General features: G+C 52.3%; 13 protein-coding genes. 7 read left to right on the top strand and 6 right to left on the bottom strand.

All coding sequences use genetic code 11. The annotated features are described in order from the left end of the window. Positions 1–104: 104 nt before the first annotated feature. Both VEZ52_RS11735 and VEZ52_RS11730 read right to left on the bottom strand, forming a co-directional pair. Complete coding sequence (locus tag VEZ52_RS11735) at positions 105–836, bottom strand: sulfite exporter TauE/SafE family protein (protein WP_324836978.1); 732 nt, start codon at positions 834–836, stop codon at positions 105–107. A 35-nt stretch (positions 837–871) separates the two neighbouring features. After that, the gene (locus VEZ52_RS11730) at positions 872–1,420 is read right to left on the bottom strand and encodes a DUF4125 family protein (protein WP_324836977.1); all 549 of its coding nucleotides are present in this window, start codon (positions 1,418–1,420) and stop codon (positions 872–874) included. A gap of 475 nt (positions 1,421–1,895) precedes the next feature. Here VEZ52_RS11730 and VEZ52_RS11725 point away from each other — a divergent pair, with 475 nt between their 5' ends. Together VEZ52_RS11725 and VEZ52_RS11720 are read left to right on the top strand one after the other, a co-directional pair. After that, positions 1,896–3,362: an APC family permease gene (locus VEZ52_RS11725; protein ID WP_324836976.1), complete on the top strand. Its 1,467-nt coding sequence runs from the start codon at positions 1,896–1,898 to the stop codon at positions 3,360–3,362. Between the two features lie 113 nt (positions 3,363–3,475). Next, on the top strand, positions 3,476–4,381 hold the full coding sequence (locus VEZ52_RS11720) for a DMT family transporter (RefSeq protein ID WP_324836975.1): 906 nt from the start codon (positions 3,476–3,478) through the stop codon (positions 4,379–4,381). Positions 4,382–4,506: 125 nt separating this feature from the next. Here the strand turns inward: VEZ52_RS11720 and VEZ52_RS11715 are convergent, their stop codons facing one another. From VEZ52_RS11715 to VEZ52_RS11700, 4 genes are all read right to left on the bottom strand, one after another. After that, positions 4,507–4,800, bottom strand: coding sequence for an ErpA-related iron-sulfur cluster insertion protein (locus VEZ52_RS11715; RefSeq protein ID WP_324836974.1), 294 nt, complete (start codon positions 4,798–4,800; stop codon positions 4,507–4,509). A gap of 80 nt (positions 4,801–4,880) precedes the next feature. Continuing rightward, the gene (locus VEZ52_RS11710) at positions 4,881–5,168 is read right to left on the bottom strand and encodes an ErpA-related iron-sulfur cluster insertion protein (RefSeq protein ID WP_168732529.1); all 288 of its coding nucleotides are present in this window, start codon (positions 5,166–5,168) and stop codon (positions 4,881–4,883) included. 8 nt (positions 5,169–5,176) lie between these two features. Next, the gene (locus tag VEZ52_RS11705; RefSeq protein WP_324836973.1) at positions 5,177–6,061 is read right to left on the bottom strand and encodes a glycyl-radical enzyme activating protein; all 885 of its coding nucleotides are present in this window, start codon (positions 6,059–6,061) and stop codon (positions 5,177–5,179) included. Between the two features lie 87 nt (positions 6,062–6,148). Beyond that, positions 6,149–8,596: a glycyl radical protein gene (locus VEZ52_RS11700; RefSeq protein ID WP_324836972.1), complete on the bottom strand. Its 2,448-nt coding sequence runs from the start codon at positions 8,594–8,596 to the stop codon at positions 6,149–6,151. 296 nt (positions 8,597–8,892) lie between these two features. Between VEZ52_RS11700 and VEZ52_RS11695 the strand changes: the two genes are divergently transcribed. The 5 genes from VEZ52_RS11695 to hpsG all read left to right on the top strand — a co-directional run bounded on the left by VEZ52_RS11695 (position 8,893) and on the right by hpsG (position 16,968). Next, the gene (locus VEZ52_RS11695) at positions 8,893–10,395 is read left to right on the top strand and encodes a sigma-54 interaction domain-containing protein (protein ID WP_324836971.1); all 1,503 of its coding nucleotides are present in this window, start codon (positions 8,893–8,895) and stop codon (positions 10,393–10,395) included. Between the two features lie 388 nt (positions 10,396–10,783). Then, a complete protein-coding gene (locus tag VEZ52_RS11690) occupies positions 10,784–11,332 on the top strand; it encodes a GNAT family protein (protein ID WP_324836970.1) in 549 nt (182 codons plus the stop codon). Positions 11,333–11,998: 666 nt separating this feature from the next. Then, complete coding sequence (locus VEZ52_RS11685; RefSeq protein ID WP_324836969.1) at positions 11,999–12,889, top strand: acyl-CoA dehydratase activase; 891 nt, start codon at positions 11,999–12,001, stop codon at positions 12,887–12,889. A 34-nt stretch (positions 12,890–12,923) separates the two neighbouring features. Further along, a complete protein-coding gene (locus VEZ52_RS11680) occupies positions 12,924–14,063 on the top strand; it encodes a double-cubane-cluster-containing anaerobic reductase (protein ID WP_324836968.1) in 1,140 nt (379 codons plus the stop codon). Positions 14,064–14,493: 430 nt separating this feature from the next. Then, positions 14,494–16,968: a (2S)-3-sulfopropanediol dehydratase gene (gene hpsG, locus VEZ52_RS11675; protein WP_324836966.1), complete on the top strand. Its 2,475-nt coding sequence runs from the start codon at positions 14,494–14,496 to the stop codon at positions 16,966–16,968. The last annotated feature ends 39 nt before the right edge of the window (positions 16,969–17,007 follow it).

Here is a 17,007-nt window from a genome sequence, read left to right as displayed (position 1 = left end):
GCAGAAATGCAGGCCCTTTTTCGTTGATTTTTCCGCATCATATTGCACCAAGCCCCGCAACGGCATCAGATATCTGCCTGCGGCTGCCCGCAAGGTTTGCCTTGTTAGATTAATGCGCGGTAAACGCAGGCAATTGCGGCTGCTGCTATGACTGCCTTAAGTATGTTGCGAAATGCATCAGGGTTAATCCATTTGGCAACAGGGAATGCGCAGAATGTTCCCAGCATGGTAGCCGGAAAGCCATATAGCGCATATTGGATCACTTCTGGCGAATAGAAACCGGAATACGCCTGTAATGCGCAGGTCAGTGTTCCTCTGAGCATGAAAAACACACCCAGAGTTCCCAGAAACACCCTCGGCTGCCAGCCTGCGTATAAGCCGTATGCGCCCACAGGCGGCCCGTCAAAAGAGATTGCTGTTCCAAATACTCCGGCTGCACAGCCTGCAAGCCCGCCAACCAGCCATGATTCTGTTCCCTTCTCACGAATACGAAAAAACTGTTGCCAGAGCAGAAATATCAGCAACAGCACGCCAACACTTCCCTGCAAGATTTGTCCTGGAACCATCTGCAAAATGAACAGGCCTGCCACCGACCCTGGTATTGTCCCAGCCAGGAGCGGGCCCAGCGCACCGACCCGGCAAAAGCGAAAATGCAGAGCAGTCAGCGTGCCGTCCATGGCAAGGTTGAGAATGCAGCTGAGGACAATGACCTGCTGTATGGGAATGAACATGGCCGCTATCGGAACTGCAAACATGGCTCCGCCTATTCCGCTGACTCCAGAAATAAATCCTCCCATGAACCACGCGCAGACCACCACAATTACTTCTAACTCCATAACATTTTTATTCCTTTTGTTTGAAATGGTCTAAATCAATCTGCGTCGGTGTATTGATGGGCGTGTGCAGCAGTGGAACACAACAGCTTTTTTACATTTTCCAGTCTTTCCATAACAAGGTTCCGCCCTGCGGCCTGAGCATCGGTGATGCATTGCGCATATGCATGCAGCGTTGTTTCAGAATACATCAGCAGTTCACACAGCAGATACCGACAAAAATCTTCATCGGTGCCGTCAAAATAATCGGGATGTTCCTCCACCGCTGTCTGAAGCCATGCCAGTTCGCAAGAAATTATATTCTTTATGGTTTGGGAAATTTCGGGCATTTCAATGCTCCCGCACATCAACGCGTATTTTTCAGTCATTACGTTTCGGCCTGCGCGTTCAGCATCTCTCAGGTCGCTCAGCCATGCTGCAAGAACCTGTGGCGAAAGAACTTCATATACAATCTGACGCATGGTGCGGAAAGCTTCGGGCTGATTTTGGCAGTCCGCCTTGCCACCTTCATTAGTAACTGTCTGGAACATTTTCAGCTCTAAAGCGATTATTTCATTGATGACGGATGCGTCGTTGCTGTTAGTCATTTTTGCTCCATGTCTTGAAAAAGGTTGTAATGTATCGCAGTTTCAAAATTTGTAACCAAATTCACATGAAGTCCTTAAGCAAATACAGTGCCAGGGCGTTTAGTGGCTTTTGCAAGTCGTTGAAAGCCGCCAATAAATTGTAGTATTTCAAAATGAGAAAAAAATGTTCGCAAAAAGGAAAAAATTCATCGAAATAAGAAAAATAATTTATCAAAGCTAATGATTTTTTATACTAATAGCTTAATTTACCTGTATATTGCGGTAGTCAGACAGGGCTGGAGATTTTTTTCACTATTTGGCACAGCCTTTGCTCAACAGTCACGAAGACAGTTATTCCCAGCCGGCAGCTACATGAGGGAATAACCAGTGGACAGGTGCAACAGCCAGTGAATTCTGTTTCGACGTCCCCCGGGGTGCACGATGCAATTGTCGAAGCAGTTTCTCTGGCCCACTCTTTAGTGCTGGGAGTACTATTATGTCGGAACAGGTTAAGCTTGAAAAAACACTATCGCCAATGCAGGTTTGCGCATTGGCGCTGGGCTCCATTGTCGGCTGGGGTTGCTTTGTGTTACCGGGGGATATGTTTTTGCCCAAGGCTGGGCCGCTTGGAACACTTTACGGCTTCATGATCGGTGCGTTTCTTATTTGTTTTGTTGCAGTGTGCCTTAGCTATATGATCAAGTACGCGCCTGTGGCAGGCGGCGCTTTTGCTTATGCTTATATAGGTTTTGGCCCCACAGCCGCCTTTGTCTGCGGATGGGCGCTTGTCATCGGTTACATAGCCATTGTGGCCATTGATATCGCCGCGCTGTCGGTGATCTTTCGGTTTCTGTTCCCAGGTATTTTTGAATTCGGCCCGCTGTATGCCATAGCCGGATGGCAGGTATACACAGGGGAAGTGCTGTTGATGACGGCCGGAACCCTGATTTTTGGCTGGATCAACTACCGGGGCATTGGCATAGCAGGCAAAATTCAGCTTGTTTTGGCTTTTATGCTGACAATTGGCATTGTCGCGCTGTTTGCTGGCGTGGTTGCTCTGGATTCGAGCCAGTTGAGCAATCTTACTCCCGGTTTTTCAGAGAATGGCACGCCTCTGTCTTGCGTACTCCTGATTTTTGCCATCTCCCCCTTCCTTTTCGTCGGCTTTGACACCGTTCCTCAGGCGGCAGAAGAGTTCTCCTTTGACCCCGCCCGTGCAAGAAACATCATGATTATTGCAATCATTGTGGGTGTTATTCTGTACGCCATGGTGATGCTTGCAGTGGGTATGGCGATATCCTATCCGGAAATGCTGGCAAAACTGGATGCGCAGCGCGCAACCGGCGGCGCTGCCTGGGGCGCTGGCGAAGTGGCAACCATGGCCTTTGGCCGATTCGGCAGCGTTGTTCTTGCATGCGCCGTGTTTGGTGCCGTCCTTACAGGCATCAACGGGTTCTTTATCGCGGCCAGCCGTTTGCTGCTCAGCATGTCCCGCAGCCGGATCCTTCCCGAATGGTTTGGCAAAATCCATCCCAAGTACCACACGCCATACAATGCAGTGCTCTTTATTGTCATCATCACGCTGCTGACACCATTCGCTGGTCGTTCGGCCATCGCCTGGACGGTTGATATGAGTTCCGTTGGTACGGGCATCGGCTATCTCTTTACCTGCCTGGCCGCCCGCCGCGTCATCAATGGTGGTGTTAATGTTCCCAACAAGGCCTTCAAGCTGCTTTGCTGCGCTATCGGAACCATCACCGCCGTACTGTGCATTGTGCTTCTGCTTATCCCAGGCTCTCCGGCCCTCATCGGCGGAGCACCTTTTGCCTGCCTTGGCATCTGGATAGTGCTCGGATTCATTTTCTACAGTACCAGCAAGAAAAACTGGGTTTCGCTCCCGGAAGTGGAAGTCAGGGAAAATATTCTTGGCAGTAAAGATATTGCTGTGTACTTCAACTCTTAGGCCTGACGCCTGCCACAGGATCAAACCTGTCGGATAGTCCCATCAAAAAAGCAAAACGTACCCCTTGCCGAATCAGACAAGGGGTACGTTACTTTAAATATGGAGACAGGATAATGTCTTTATATTCTCTTAAAGCTCCATTGGCTATTTTGTGCGGCGCGTTCTGCGCAAGCACTTCCGGCACGGCACAGGCCCTTGCGCCGGATGGCGTTACGCCCCTCGCCGTCGGCGCCATTCGTCTTCTGGGTGGGGGGCTGGTGCTTTTGCTGTGGGGGCTGATTTCACGCAACATCCCCCGGCCTGCTGGCTGGCCGAAATTGCATATCGTTATTTCTGCCGCAGGGCTGACTGGCTATCAGCTCTTTTTTTTTGAAGCCTGCAAGCAAATTGGCGTGGCTGTAGGCACAATGGTTGCTATTGGTGGTTGCCCCATAGTCGTGGGAATTCTCGGGTGGTTTTTTTTGAAAGAGAAACCTGCCAGAGCCTGGTATGTTGGCACGGTCTTGGCCTTGTGCGGCCTTGCGGTGCTGACGCTGGGCACAGGCAGCGAAGTGCAGTTCAGTATACCGGGGCTGGCATTGGCCGTGCTTGCGGCATGCAGCTATGCTGTGTTCCTTGTGACCATCAAGCCGATGCTGCAACGGCATGATCCATCGCAGATCATGACGGTCATCTTTCTGCTCGGGGGGCTGAGTCTTGCGCCGCTGCTCTGTATGCAGCCGCTTGGATGGCTCCTGACGCAGCGCGGGGTTTTGGTCGCCGCAAATCTTGCCACCTTGACAACCAGCCTCTCATTTACCCTGGTGCTGTATGGCATGAAAACCACTTCTGCGGCTGTGACTTCCACCTTGGGGCTGGCCGAACCGATAGGTGCTGCCGTGCTTGGTTTTATGGTGCTTAACGAACCGTGCACCCAACAAACTCTGCTGGGATTATCTTGTATTTTGATTAGCGTTGTTTTTTTGATTGCCTCGTCACACAAACCATCCAGTAATGGCAGGCAATCAATAATGAATTGATTGCACTTCCAGGGGAGTGCAGCTCTCCAGGAATATGCAATCGATGTGCGGGCGAATTTACGCCAAAAGCCCCGCTCCAGAAACGGAGCGGGGCTTTTGGCGTAAATGGCGTATTGGCGGGAGTGCTATTCCGCTGTTGCCGTAACAACCACGCCCTTATCCTCGCTGAAAGAAAGGGAAAATGCGTTGCCGTGCTTCAGCAGAAAGTCTTTTTCTGCCACAAAAGGAACGCCGTGAACTTGGGTCTGCTCGTCCTCTTCAGCGTCTGGTGCATCCATTCCAAGACCAAGAGTGATTTTGGAATGACATCCGCCGCCAACCTTGTATTCCCGAAGCCGTACACAAGTGCCGTCGTCTTCTTCTTCCAGCATTGTGCGCAGTTTTTGCAACATTGCATCATCGATTGTAACTGTAAACATGTGAAACCTCCGCAGTGTCGGATTTTATTTCTTATACGAAAGATTTGCGCATCGGCACGGGAGGATGCCCCAGAGCATTATTATGCTGGAGCCACGACTACCCCTTGACCTTCAACATAAGAAAGTGTGAAGGCCCTGCCGTATTTGAGCAGAAAATCTTTTTCTGCCGTAAACGGCACATTGCCTACAGAAATCTGTTCGTCTTCATCTTCATCTGGCTCATCCATACCCAGACCGAGTACGATTTTTGAGTGTCAGCCTCCGCCGACTTTATATTCCCTGAGCCTGACGCAGGTTCCTTCGTCTTCGTCCTGAAGCATGTCGCTGAGCTTTTGCAGCATTGCTTCATCAATCGCCACTGAGAACATTCTACCTCCTATATGATAGTATATTTCAAGCCATGCCTTTTCATCCTGAGCAGCGTTTTTTCGAGCGAATCCGCTGTATATTGGCTCACAGGCGGCAATGGCTTGTTTAATGCCCTGTATTTGCTGGTGCCAAACATGTGGCAAGGCATGACTTCTATATGCTGTTGCCCGAATTTGCCCAAAAAGCTGGACATGGCTGCAAAATTCTCATCGCTGTCATTTAAGCCTGGCATGAGTGGCATACGGATGCGCACCTCGATACCCGAGAGAAGTGCAGAGTGCAGATTTTTCAGAATAAGAGCGTTGTCCTGCCCTGTAAGCTCTTTGTGCTGCACCGGATCCATGTGTTTGCAGTCAAACAGCAGCAGGTCGGCAAGCTTCAGGGTTTTTTCAAAGCGGTCTTCAGGGCAGAACCCGCAGGTGTCCACTGCGGTATGCAGTGCGTCATCGTGGGCGGCTTGCAACAGATCAATGAAAAAATCCCCGCCCATGGTTGGTTCTCCGCCGCCAAAGGTGACTCCACCGCCGGAATTCGCATAAAAAGCTGAATCCCTGTGGACAATCTCCATCACCTCGTCAACCGTCATTGTCTTGCCGCTGATTTCTCTGGCCTTGCTAGGGCAAACTGCCGCACAGGCAGCGCACGATGTGCATTTTTCGGCGATTTTTCCACATTTGCCGTCTTCCAGGCGCTCTGCCGCCCCACAGGGGCAGGCGGCCAGGCAGGCACCGCACCCTGTGCAAAGGTCGCTGAAAACCAGAAGCTGCGGGGCAACCTGCTGCGATTCAGGATTGCTGCACCATAAACATCGCAGCGGGCAACCTTTGAGGAAAACGGTGGTGCGTATCCCCGGCCCGTCCTGAATGGACATACGCTGGATGTTATAAATCATTCCTTGGCTCATGGCTGCACCTGAACCTCCACGCAGCGGGAGGCCGGGGGGGCGGCAATATCCCCCCGGCCTCGTATGGAGGAGAGATTAAAAGTTATTATATTCCGTGCGCTTGACGATTTCGTTCTGAACGCCTTTGTCCAGCCGGGTGAAATACGCGCTGAAGCCCGCCACGCGAACCACCAGATTGCGGTAATCCTCCGGCTTTTTCTGCGCGTCTTTGAGCGTTTCGGAGGAAACGCAGTTGAACTGGATGTGCGAACCATCAAAGTCGCAATAGGTCTTTATGAGTGAAACAAGCAGCCTTTCGCCTGCGGGGCCAGCCAGGGCAGCAGGCGTGAGCTTGACGTTGAAGTGGTTTGCGCCATACCGCACGGTGTCGATAGCCTGCGCGCCAGCCTTGATAAGTGCCGTGATGCCTTCATGGTCCGTGCCCGGTGTGGCCGAAACGCTGCCGTCTGTGAGAGCGACACCGGCTTTGCGGCCATTCGGCAGAGCGCCCATGAGCGCGCCAAAGTAGTTGTGGTAGGAAAGCGAATAGGCATCCAGCGGGGTGCGGTAGCCAAAGCAATCCGGGCCGATGGAGCCGTGGATGGTGTCCACGTCGCGATAGAAGCGCTGCACGAAGGCTTCCACATCGGGATAGTCATTCCCGTGTTTGGGCGCATTAAAGCACATTTTCCGGATGTCTTCATATCCTTCAAAGTTGGCTTTAATAGCCTCCAGCAGTTTTTCCATGGTTACGGACTTGGTTTCAAACACCAGATGCCGAATGGCGAGAAGCGAGTTGGCCGCGTCAATGCCTGCGGTCATGATGGGGTTGACCTGCGGGTAGCGGGTGCCGCCTTCTTCTTCGCACATTCCCTTGTCGATGCAGCCATCATACATGACGGAACGGAAGATGCTCGGCACCACTTCAAGCCGCGCCATCTGGCTCAGATCAGAATGGTGGCGCGAAACAGTGAACACCTGCTTGAGTTGCGCCTTGTAGGCATCGTAAACTTCCTCAAAGCTCTTGAATTCGACGGGGTCACCAGTTTCGACGCCCAACTGCTTTTTGGTTTGCGGATCTTTGCCATTGTTGAGCAGAAGTTCCACAACCTTGGCAAGGCATGGCTGATCTTCCTGGGTAATAAAGCTGCCCTTGCCGCAAACACCTGTAGAAACGCAGCCGTAGTTGCCCACGTTGCGCGCATCTTCCAGGGTGATGCCGCCTTTGTATTGACCAAAGCGGTTCATGGTGCGTTGAATAACAACATTGTTGTTCAAAATCTGCGGTTGGCCGGATCCACCACGAATGCATTCCACCACCTTGTGCATGTAAGAATCTTTAAGCTTGGGGTGGTAGAGCAGGGTCAGGGTCGGCTGGATGTTTTTCATCTGGATCTGCGTTTCCAGCAGCAGTTCTTCAAGCTCCGTGCTGGCATCGTTGCCGTCCTTGTCAAACCCGCCAATGGTAATGCTCTGGCCCGTGTGACCAGAGAGGGTCATGGCGTAGGAGCCGCCCTGATATTCGGCCAGTTCCAGGTGCTTTATCCACTGGAATTTGAGCAGAGCGAGCACCTGCTCGCGGCTCATGTTGCCTTCTTCAATGTCCTTTTTGTAGAAGGGGTACATGTACTGGCCGTAGCGGCCGGGTGAGCAGGCGCAGGCCATCTGCTCCGTTTCAATGCAAAGATGGATGAACCAGAAGGACTGTATGGCTTCACGGAAGTTGCGGGCCGGAAATTCAGGGACTCGGCGGCAAATCTCGGCGATTTCGAGCAGCTCTGCCTTGTTGGCGGCATCCGTCTCAGTTTGCGCCGTTTGCTCGGCCAGATCGGCATATCTGTGGGAATGGGCGATGACCGCTTCGCAGGCAACAATCATGGAGCGGTACAGCTCTGTCTGGTTGGTGCGCTCAAGCGTGGTGGGGCAGTCAAGCAGGCGCTGCTTCAGGTCATCAATGACCCAGCGCATGCCCTTGTTCAGCGCCAGGGGGTAATCGGCAATGCCTGACCCGCTGGCGACGCTCACGTTGTCATAGTACACTCCAGCTTTGGAGTACGGCGCTGGGTTGAATCCGTACTTATCCTTGAACAGCTTGTTGTTTATATCGATGCAGGTGTGACCGCGCCAAGATTTATACGTTTTTTCAAGCAGCTCCTGAGTTTCCTGCGGGATCTTCATTTCGCCGAGCGAGGCCATTTTGGCCATCTGCATTTCTTCCTTGATCCAGGCCACGTTCCATTCAGGATAAGCGTAAACACCGGCGCGAGTGCCCGTCAGCGTGCCCACAATAGGGTTTCCGTCCAGGAATATCTTCTTCTTGAGCAACACGCGTTCGAGCAACTTGGCCCGCTTGTAGAAGGTGTGCTCGCCGTTGAACTCCTGATAAACCTCATCAAGAAATTGCAGCCGTTCCGGGTCCATGACCTGCGGGGCATTGAGAAGAAATTCCTTAAGGTCGGTCAGGCGGCTTGCCGCAGTGCTCCAGTTGATCGCATAACCCTTGGGCTCGGCTGTTTCACCGCTTTGAAAGGGAACAACAGGCATTGTATACTCCTAACTAGTTTTGCCCTGCATACGCAAAGGCAGGTTTTTTGCTTGTAAGAAAACAACGCGTTTATGTGGGGATAAGCACAAGCTGTGCCACGCTCTGGTTTTATTGCCAAAAGCGCTAAAAAGCGGACTCATACCGAGTTCTGGGCAGGGTTGCCGCGCAGAACAGCGTAAGAAAATTTCATAAAAAGAAAGAAATTTGTCTTTTTTTAAAAAAACAGATACTCGAAACTCAAAATGATATCGGGTGCCTCCCTCAAAAGGGTTGTTTGGCTAAAAGGATGTGAAAAATGGCACATGATTCCACCTTGCGACGCAGATTCGCCAGCGTAAGCCGTGAAAGCGTGCTCAATCCGTCCATGCTTGCTATTTGGGATGGTATGGGTATTGGCGTTGCTGTTGTTGATGCAGAAGGAATATGCAGGTACATGAATCCGATTCAGCAGCGGATTGATGGATTTGATCAGGTTATTGGTAAGCATATTACCAATCTGTATGTTCCACACGACATCAAGTGCATACCGACAATCGAGTGCCTTCAAAAGGGAAAGCCCATCTTAAGGCGGGTGTATACCTATAAGACTACAAACAATTTTATGACCCGTACGGTCACGGATTTCTTTGCACTGTTTGACAGCGGTGTTAAAGATGGCGTTATTGCGTTTACAAGCTGGCTTGGGGAAGACATCCTCGGTAAACTTGGCATACGCAAAAGTGAAGGGCGGGGCTGTACCAAGCCGCAGACGTTGTATTCATTCAACGATCTTGTTGGTAAGGATCAGGCTCTTGTGGCGGTGATTGAGGCCGCGCGCGCAGCAGCCAACTCAAGCTCGCCCATCATGATCTGGGGGGAAAGCGGCACAGGTAAAGAGGTTTTTGCTCAGGCCATACACGCTGCAAGCAACCGGGTGGCCTTTCCCTTTGTGCCCGTAAACTGCGCTGCCATTCCAGAAACCCTGCTTGAAAGCATCCTGTTTGGCACCACCAAGGGCACCTATACCGATGCTTCAGATAAGCCCGGTCTTTTTGAAGAAGCCAACCACGGCACCATCCTGCTGGACGAGCTCAACTCCATGCCGCTTGGCCTGCAAGCCAAGTTGCTGCGCGTTTTACAGGAAAAGCGCGTCAGACGACTTGGATCGCATGACGAAATACCTGTAGATGTACGGATTATCAGCATTCTCAATCAGCATCCGCTTGAGGCGGTGCAGAGCGGCGTGCTGCGAAGGGACTTTTTTTACCGACTTGCGGTGGTAAGCTTGGCAGTACCGCCATTGCGCGAGCGGCGGGAGGATATCCCTCATCTTGTTAAAGCTGTTGTGGCTAACGCGGAGGGCGGCAATCCTGTCAGCATTTCCAGCGAGGCCATGCACATGTTCATGGAATACCACTGGCCTGGTAACGTCAGGGAGCTGGAGCATGTGATTGAGGGCAGCCTGGCAATGATGAACGAAGAGCGTTCCATTGATCTCAACTCGCTTCCGAAGCATTTTCTTGAGTTCTACAAAAAAGACCGTAATGAACCAGCAGGCGTACCAGTAGCGCAATTGACGGAAGCAGCTTCAATTATCGAAAATAACCATAAAGAAGCGTATTACGACTATAGCATGATTCAAAGAGGTGCATCTGTTTCGCTTAAAGAATGCATGAATGCATATGAATCCTCATGCATTAATAATGTGCTGCGAATTACTGGCGGGAATGTAGCCAAGGCTGCGCGGATGATGCACCTTACGCCAGCTGGATTGCGCTACAGGATAAAAATGCTGAAGATTGATGATTCTTATTATTAGACTAAGATAATACAATCTGTAATTACAATAAACTTTATTTTTATTGGTGCTGAAAGCAAGTTCAAGGCTTATACTGCGGTAAACAGCAAGGAAGCGCAGGGCAAAAACAGGCATTTTTTTATTGAAAGCACGGCATAATGTTTAAGGTACGGCCAGCGTGCGGCCAGATAAGAGCCGTGTGTCCTTCCCAGTACGTAATTTGTCGTGGCGGGAAAATGCATTGAGAAAGCACTTTGTCCAAGTTTGATCGTGCTGGGGCGGCCTCAGGCAGAAAGTTTATTTTAACGTAATCAGTGTGTTGCCATGCTCTAAGCCTGGCTGGAATTTTCTGTCCGGATTTTTTGCATGACCAATTTGAATGCGAGATTTACAAGGTTAACGGACTAAAATGACTACCAATATCGCATGGGAAAGAGACGGGTTTTTATTGCGGTCTGCCCGTATTGAAGATTCTGAACCTTACTATGAACAGAATTACAATCCCCTGGACAGAGAACTTATAAGAATGACAGGGTGTAAAGAGAGCTTCACAAAAGTAGAAGTAACTTCTTTTTTCAGTAAATCCATCGACGCTGCAGACAGGTATTTATTCTTAATCATATCGGGGGATAGTATTATTGGCGAATGCGTTGTGAGCGAGATTGATCCTGTTCTTCGCAGTGCCCATTTTCGGATTGCTATTCTTCAAAATGCATATAGAGGAAGAGGAATTGGAACGTGGGCAGTTCAGTCAATTTGTAGTTTTGTGTTTGATGAATTAAAAATGCATCGTCTTGAACTGAATGTATTTTCATATAATACCCAGGCGCAGCGTGTGTATGAAAAATCAGGATTCAAGACAGAAGGCATCCGGCGCGATGCGATTATGTTTAATGGCAAGTATGCGGATGATATTTTGATGGCGATGCTGGAAGATGAATGGAATTTAATTAACTAAAATATAAAGATAATCTCACGATGTCTTGCCCCCTGCTGATGCGTTTTGCTCACATGTGTGGTGTAAAAAACTTCAGAGAATTCTTCTTGTGTGCGAATCGGATTTTTCACCAGCGCGGCGCTGCCCTTACGGCCTGAGGCCCACTGAATACCTTGATTGCAGCAATCTAAAGCAGACAGTGGTGCAATTACTCAATGCCGTGTGCATCCCTATCGACAAGCTGATGCCCTTACGCTAACTTGATACACAACTTTGGGCCGAATCATGTCGGCGGCATCTACAACAGCAAGGTATCCTGTGGTTTTTTATAGGGTTTGTCGTGTCTTGCCTGTCTTTAAGGGCGGCGGGTCATGACAGCATCAACGCCTCCAGGTTGGAGGCCCTCATTCGCGGTGGCGTGTCAGCGCCAGCCTGTTTCCCCATTCCACAGTCTAGATGGGAAGCGGGGGCTTTTTCATTGCCTGCTGTACTTCTGCTCCTTTTCCATATCTCCCCGCGTTTCCCCCAGCAGTTTAGTTGCCGAAGCTTTTCATTCTATTGACCGCCTTGCAGCGCATCGCTGCTGGCGCTTTTGGCATATTGCCCGCTCCACAGCCTTGTGCTGTGTGGCGGGTTTTGTTTTGCGTTTTTGTACCGCAACAAAGGGTACGATCAGGAGTATGCGCTATGTATGTAGCTGGAATTGATGTGGGTTCTGTAGCTGCAAAGGCCGTTGTGCTTGAGGTGCTGCCCAACGGCGGCTCGCAGATTGCCGGGCGGGCAGTGCTGCCCACAGGCTGGAATACCGCCGAGGCGGGCGAATTTGCGCTCAACAATGCCTGCGAGGCAGCCGCAATGGCGCGCAACGATCTGAGGCATGTCACTGCTACGGGTTACGGGCGCATTGCCCTGCCTTTTGCCGACAAAACGGTTACGGAGATCAGTTGCCACGCCCGGGGCGCTGCGCATCTTTTCCCCCGCGCAGGGTTTGTGCTCGATATCGGCGGGCAGGACAGCAAGGTGATAAGTCTGGATATTCCGCGAGAAGCGGAGGCGGCCAATCTGGATGCGGCCAGCGGCACGGGCAATCTGGTTTCGGTCAAATCCGCCAGCAAGCCGGGCGCAGTGCGCGATTTTTTGATGAACGACAAGTGCGCGGCAGGCACCGGGCGTTTTTTGCAGGTGCTCTCGGGCATTTTGAACATGCCGCTGGACGAGCTGGGCAAGGCAGCCGCAACTGGCAAGCCTGTGGCCATCTCAAGCATGTGCGCCGTGTTTGCGGAAACAGAAATTGTGGGTCTGCTGGCCCGCAGCACACCGCCGCAAGATATTGCAGCAGGGGTCTTCCGCGCCATTGCCCGCAGAATGTGCGCCCTTGCCCGGCGCATCCCCATGCAGGGGGAATGCGTTTTCACCGGCGGTCTGGCAACCAGCCCCGCCTTTGCCGCCATTCTTTCAGACGAACTTGGCCTGCCCGTTCAGGTGCCCCACGACCCGCAGACCGTGGGCGCGCTGGGGGCGGCCCTGATTGCCGTAGATTTGTGCGCGAAAAAAGACCGCGCTCTCAATACACAGTAATAACCTCAATAACCTCGCAAGGAAGGAAAGCATCATGAAGTGTGCCAGCTTTGACAGCATTATTACCGCTTTTGAAAAAAACGCTCTGGCAGTGCAGGAGGCCAAGAGGGAAGGTAAAAAGGTTGTGGGGCAGTACTGCCTGTACAGCCCCTCTGAAATAGCGGTTGCCGCAGGGGCCATCCCGGTTTCTTTGTGCGGCACCCGCAATGATTCCATCCCCGCAGCAGAAGAAATGCTGCCCCGCGCCCTTTGTCCGCTTATCAAGAGCAGTTTCGGCTTTGCGCTTAAAGACAGCTGCCCTTACCTGAGCGCCGCTGATGTGGTGGTGGCCGACACCACCTGTGATGGCAAAAAGAAAATGTACGAGCTACTTGCAGCTTATAAGCCCGTTTTTCTGTTGCAACTGCCCCAGGTGCAGAATGATGATGCCCTTGCCTACTGGCGGCACCAGTTTGAACTGCTCATCGCCTATCTGGAAAAAGAATTTGACGTATCCATCACCGAGCAGAAGTTGCGCGACGCCATCAAGCTCATGAACCGCGAACGCCTGGCCCTCAAGGCCGTTATGGATCTTGCAAAGCGCAAGCCCTCGCCCATTACGGGTATGGAACTGCTTGAAATCGGGTTCAAAACGTCCTTCTTCCCCGACAAGGAAAAAGGCATCTCCATGATGCGGGAGCTGGCGGACGAGCTTGGTAAAATGGCCGATGCGGGCCAGACAGGCGTTGCCGCAACCGCGCCGCGCATACTGCTTACGGGCGTTCCTGTGGGCATGGGGTCGCACAAGGTTGTGCGTCTGATCGAAGAATGCGGCGGCAGCGTGGTTTGCCTTGATAACTGCTCCGGTTACAAGAAAACCCGCGTAATGATGGACGAGCAGGGCGACCCGCTGACCGAAATGGCCCGCCGTTATCTGGATGTTCCCTGTGCCGTCATGTCGCCCAATCCGCGCCGTTACGAGGCCATCGGTGAACTGGCGGCAGATTTTGCGGTGGATGCGGTGGTTGATCTGACCTGGCAGGGCTGCCAGACCTATGCGGTGGAATCGTCCTCCCTCAAAAAGTTTGTGCAGGAGTCCTTGCAGTTGCCCTTCCTGCAAATTGAAACAGATTATTCTGAAACGGATACGGAACAGCTCAAGGTTCGCATCGAGGCATTTATCGAAATGCTGTAAAAGCAGGAGATTGGCACGCCGCGCAGGTGCGCACGCTGTTTGCTTGCAGGACGGTCAGGCATTTTCGTAACCAGGAAGCCTGACCGTCTGCTTGTCGGGAAACGGTGGTGCATCCGGGCGTTGAGAATGGCGTAATCCTGATGCTGCGGGGGCTTTTGAACTGCCTGCTTGTGAAAAAGTGTTTTTTTGCACTGTTGCAAAAAAACACTTTTTTAAATTATGCTTTAAATTAAGTATGTTATGAAAAATATGTTGCAAATTTACAACAATAAGAATGCGTGGCTGCTTCAGAAACTTTTTGGAAATTTTTAAAAAATATAAATATTACATGATGTTAAATATAATGGCACGGATGATGCTCATAGATGGTCATTGAGATGAATATCACAAGCATCTCGCTTGAACATAATCACCATTCAGGAGTTTCATCATGAGTCAGTGCGGTTGCTGCATGTCCCCCCAGGAAGAACGCGTTGTCAATAAAAGCGTTGACCGTAAAGGCCGCGAGCGCGTTTACGGCATTCTGGAACAGAACCAGTTCAGCCTTCCCCATGTGGACGTTGAGCGCGCCAAGTATTTCACCGAATCCATGCGCGAAACCGAAGGTGAACTGCTGACCCTGCGCTGGGCCAAGGCCCTGAAAAACGTGGCCGAAAAAATCACCGTCTACATTACCCCCAACCAGCTTATTGCTGGCCGCGTGGGCAAGTTTGGCCGTTACGGCATTCTGTATCCTGAAATCGACGGCGACTTTTACCGCGAAGTGCTGGCCGACCTGGAGCACCGCGACAAGAGCCCCTTCCAGATCTCGCAGGAAGACATCAAGGTTGTTATGGAAGAGATCGCCCCCTACTGGGAAGGCAAGACCTACCATGAACACCTCAACAAGACTCTGCCCGCCGAAATCCGCAACGTCACCTATGTGGACGAACGCGGCCTCAAGTCCAAGTTCGTGGTGAGCGAAACCTCGTCCTACCGTTCGGCCCTTCAGTGGGTGCCGGACTACGAAAAGGTCATCAAGCGCGGCTTCCTTGATATTCAGAAAGAAGCCCGCGAAAAGCTTGCCACCCTTGATCTGAGCAACTCGGTTGATCTGTGGGACAAGAAGCCCTTCCTCGAAGCCATGATCCTCGTGTGCGACTCCATCATGATCTGGGCCAAGCGCCACGCCGATCTGGCCCGCGAACTTGCCGCCAAGGAAGGCGACCCCAAGCGCAAGGCCGAGCTGCTCCAGATCGCCGAAACCTGCGATCACGTGCCTGCACATCCTGCCCGCAGCTTCCGCGAAGCCATGCAGTGCCAGTGGTTTGTGCAGATGTTCTCGCGCATTGAACAGAAGGCCAGCGCCATCATCTCCAATGGCCGCATGGACCAGTATCTGTACCCCCTGTACAAAAAAGATATTGAAGAAGGCATCATCACCCGCGAAGAAGCCAAGGAACTGCTCGAATGCATGTGGGTGGACATGGCCCAGTTCATCGACCTGTACATCAACCCCACGGGCGTTGAGTTCCAGGAAGGTTACGCTCACTGGGAAGCCGTGACCATCGGCGGCCAGACCCCCGATGGCGAAGACGCCACCAATGACCTGACCTACCTGTTCCTTGAATCCAAGCGCGAATTCCCGCTCAACTACCCCGACCTTGCCGCGCGCATCCACTCCCGTTCGCCCGAACGCTTCCTGCGCGAAGTGGCCCTGACCATCAAGGACGGCTCCGGCTTCCCCAAGCTCATCAACGATGAAGAAGTGGTGTTCCTCAACACCATCAAGGGCTGCCCGGTCAACGAAGCTCTGGACTACGCCGTTTCCGGCTGCACCGAAACCCGCATGCCCAACCGCGATACCTATACCTCCGGTTGCGTGTACGTGAACTTTGCCACCGCCCTTGAAATGACCATGTACAATGGCCGCATGCAGCACTACGGCGATGAAGTTGTGGGCCTTGAAACGGGCGAAGCGACTTCCTTCAAGAGCTGGGAAGACTTTTACGAAGCATACAAGGCCCAGCACCTCAACCTGCTGCGCAAGGCCTTCCAGCAGCAGCATGTGGTGGACAAGCTGCGCCCGCAGCACTTTGCCGCGCCGCTTTCTTCCGTGTTGCACAACCTGTGCATGGAAAACCTCATGGATCTGCACTGCGAAAAGATCCCCGGCGGTGTGGATTACTCCTACTTTGAATTCCTGGGCTACGGCACTGTGGTGGACTCCCTTGCCGCCATCAAAAAGCTGGTGTTTGAAGAAAAGCGCCTGAGCATGAAAGAAGTGGTGGAAGCCTGCAAGGCCGACTTCAAGGGCGCCGAACCCGTGCGCGAAATGCTGCGCAACGCCCCCTGCTACGGCAACAATGATCCCTACGTGGACAGCATTGCCAAGGACGTTGACCGCGTGACCCAGGTGGAAGCCGAAAAGAGCTCCCGCGATCGCGGCGTGCATGTGGACGTGCGCTACGTGCCCATCACCTCGCATGTGCCCTTTGGCAAGGTGGTTTCCGCCACGCCCAATGGCCGCCATGCCTGGACTGCGCTTTCCGACGGTTCTTCCGCTTCGCACGGCGCGGACAAGAATGGCCCCACCGCAGTGCTGCTTTCCAACTACCATTCCAAGAACTACGGCATGACCAACCGCGCTTCCCGCCTGCTGAACATCAAGCTGTCGCCCAAGTGCGTTTCCGGCGATGAAGGCACCGAGAAGATCGTGAACCTTATCCGCACATGGTGCGACCTCAAGCTGTGGCACCTGCAGTTCAACATCGTGAACAGGCAGACCCTGCTCAACGCCCAGAAAGAACCCGACAACTACCGCAGCCTGCTGGTGCGTATTGCAGGGTACAGCGCGTACTTCTGCGATCTTTCCCGCGACTTGCAGAACGACATCATCGACCGTACCGAACACGCCCAGTTCTAACATATCGTCGCGAGGGGCTTTTGCCGGACTGCGTCAAGT

The sequence above is a fragment of the Desulfovibrio sp. genome (assembly GCF_035644575.1).
Lineage (GTDB): Bacteria > Desulfobacterota > Desulfovibrionia > Desulfovibrionales > Desulfovibrionaceae > Desulfovibrio.
The sequence above is the reverse complement of the archived record's forward strand: the minus strand, read 5'-3'. Positions and strand labels throughout refer to the sequence as shown.

Bases quoted from the DNA above. Each gene is read 5' to 3' on its own strand.
- VEZ52_RS11730 (WP_324836977.1), bottom strand. From the start codon at position 1,420: ATGACTAACAGCAACGACGCATCCGTCATCAATGAAATAATCGCTTTA.
- VEZ52_RS11705 (WP_324836973.1), bottom strand. From the start codon at position 6,061: ATGATTTATAACATCCAGCGTATGTCCATTCAGGACGGGCCGGGGATA.
- VEZ52_RS11690 (WP_324836970.1), top strand. From the start codon at position 10,784: ATGACTACCAATATCGCATGGGAAAGAGACGGGTTTTTATTGCGGTCT.
- VEZ52_RS11680 (WP_324836968.1), top strand. From the start codon at position 12,924: ATGAAGTGTGCCAGCTTTGACAGCATTATTACCGCTTTTGAAAAAAAC.
- VEZ52_RS11725 (WP_324836976.1), top strand. From the start codon at position 1,896: ATGTCGGAACAGGTTAAGCTTGAAAAAACACTATCGCCAATGCAGGTT.
- VEZ52_RS11720 (WP_324836975.1), top strand. From the start codon at position 3,476: ATGTCTTTATATTCTCTTAAAGCTCCATTGGCTATTTTGTGCGGCGCG.
- VEZ52_RS11735 (WP_324836978.1), bottom strand. From the start codon at position 836: ATGGAGTTAGAAGTAATTGTGGTGGTCTGCGCGTGGTTCATGGGAGGA.
- VEZ52_RS11685 (WP_324836969.1), top strand. From the start codon at position 11,999: ATGTATGTAGCTGGAATTGATGTGGGTTCTGTAGCTGCAAAGGCCGTT.
- VEZ52_RS11715 (WP_324836974.1), bottom strand. From the start codon at position 4,800: ATGTTTACAGTTACAATCGATGATGCAATGTTGCAAAAACTGCGCACA.
- hpsG (WP_324836966.1), top strand. From the start codon at position 14,494: ATGAGTCAGTGCGGTTGCTGCATGTCCCCCCAGGAAGAACGCGTTGTC.
- VEZ52_RS11695 (WP_324836971.1), top strand. From the start codon at position 8,893: ATGGCACATGATTCCACCTTGCGACGCAGATTCGCCAGCGTAAGCCGT.
- VEZ52_RS11700 (WP_324836972.1), bottom strand. From the start codon at position 8,596: ATGCCTGTTGTTCCCTTTCAAAGCGGTGAAACAGCCGAGCCCAAGGGT.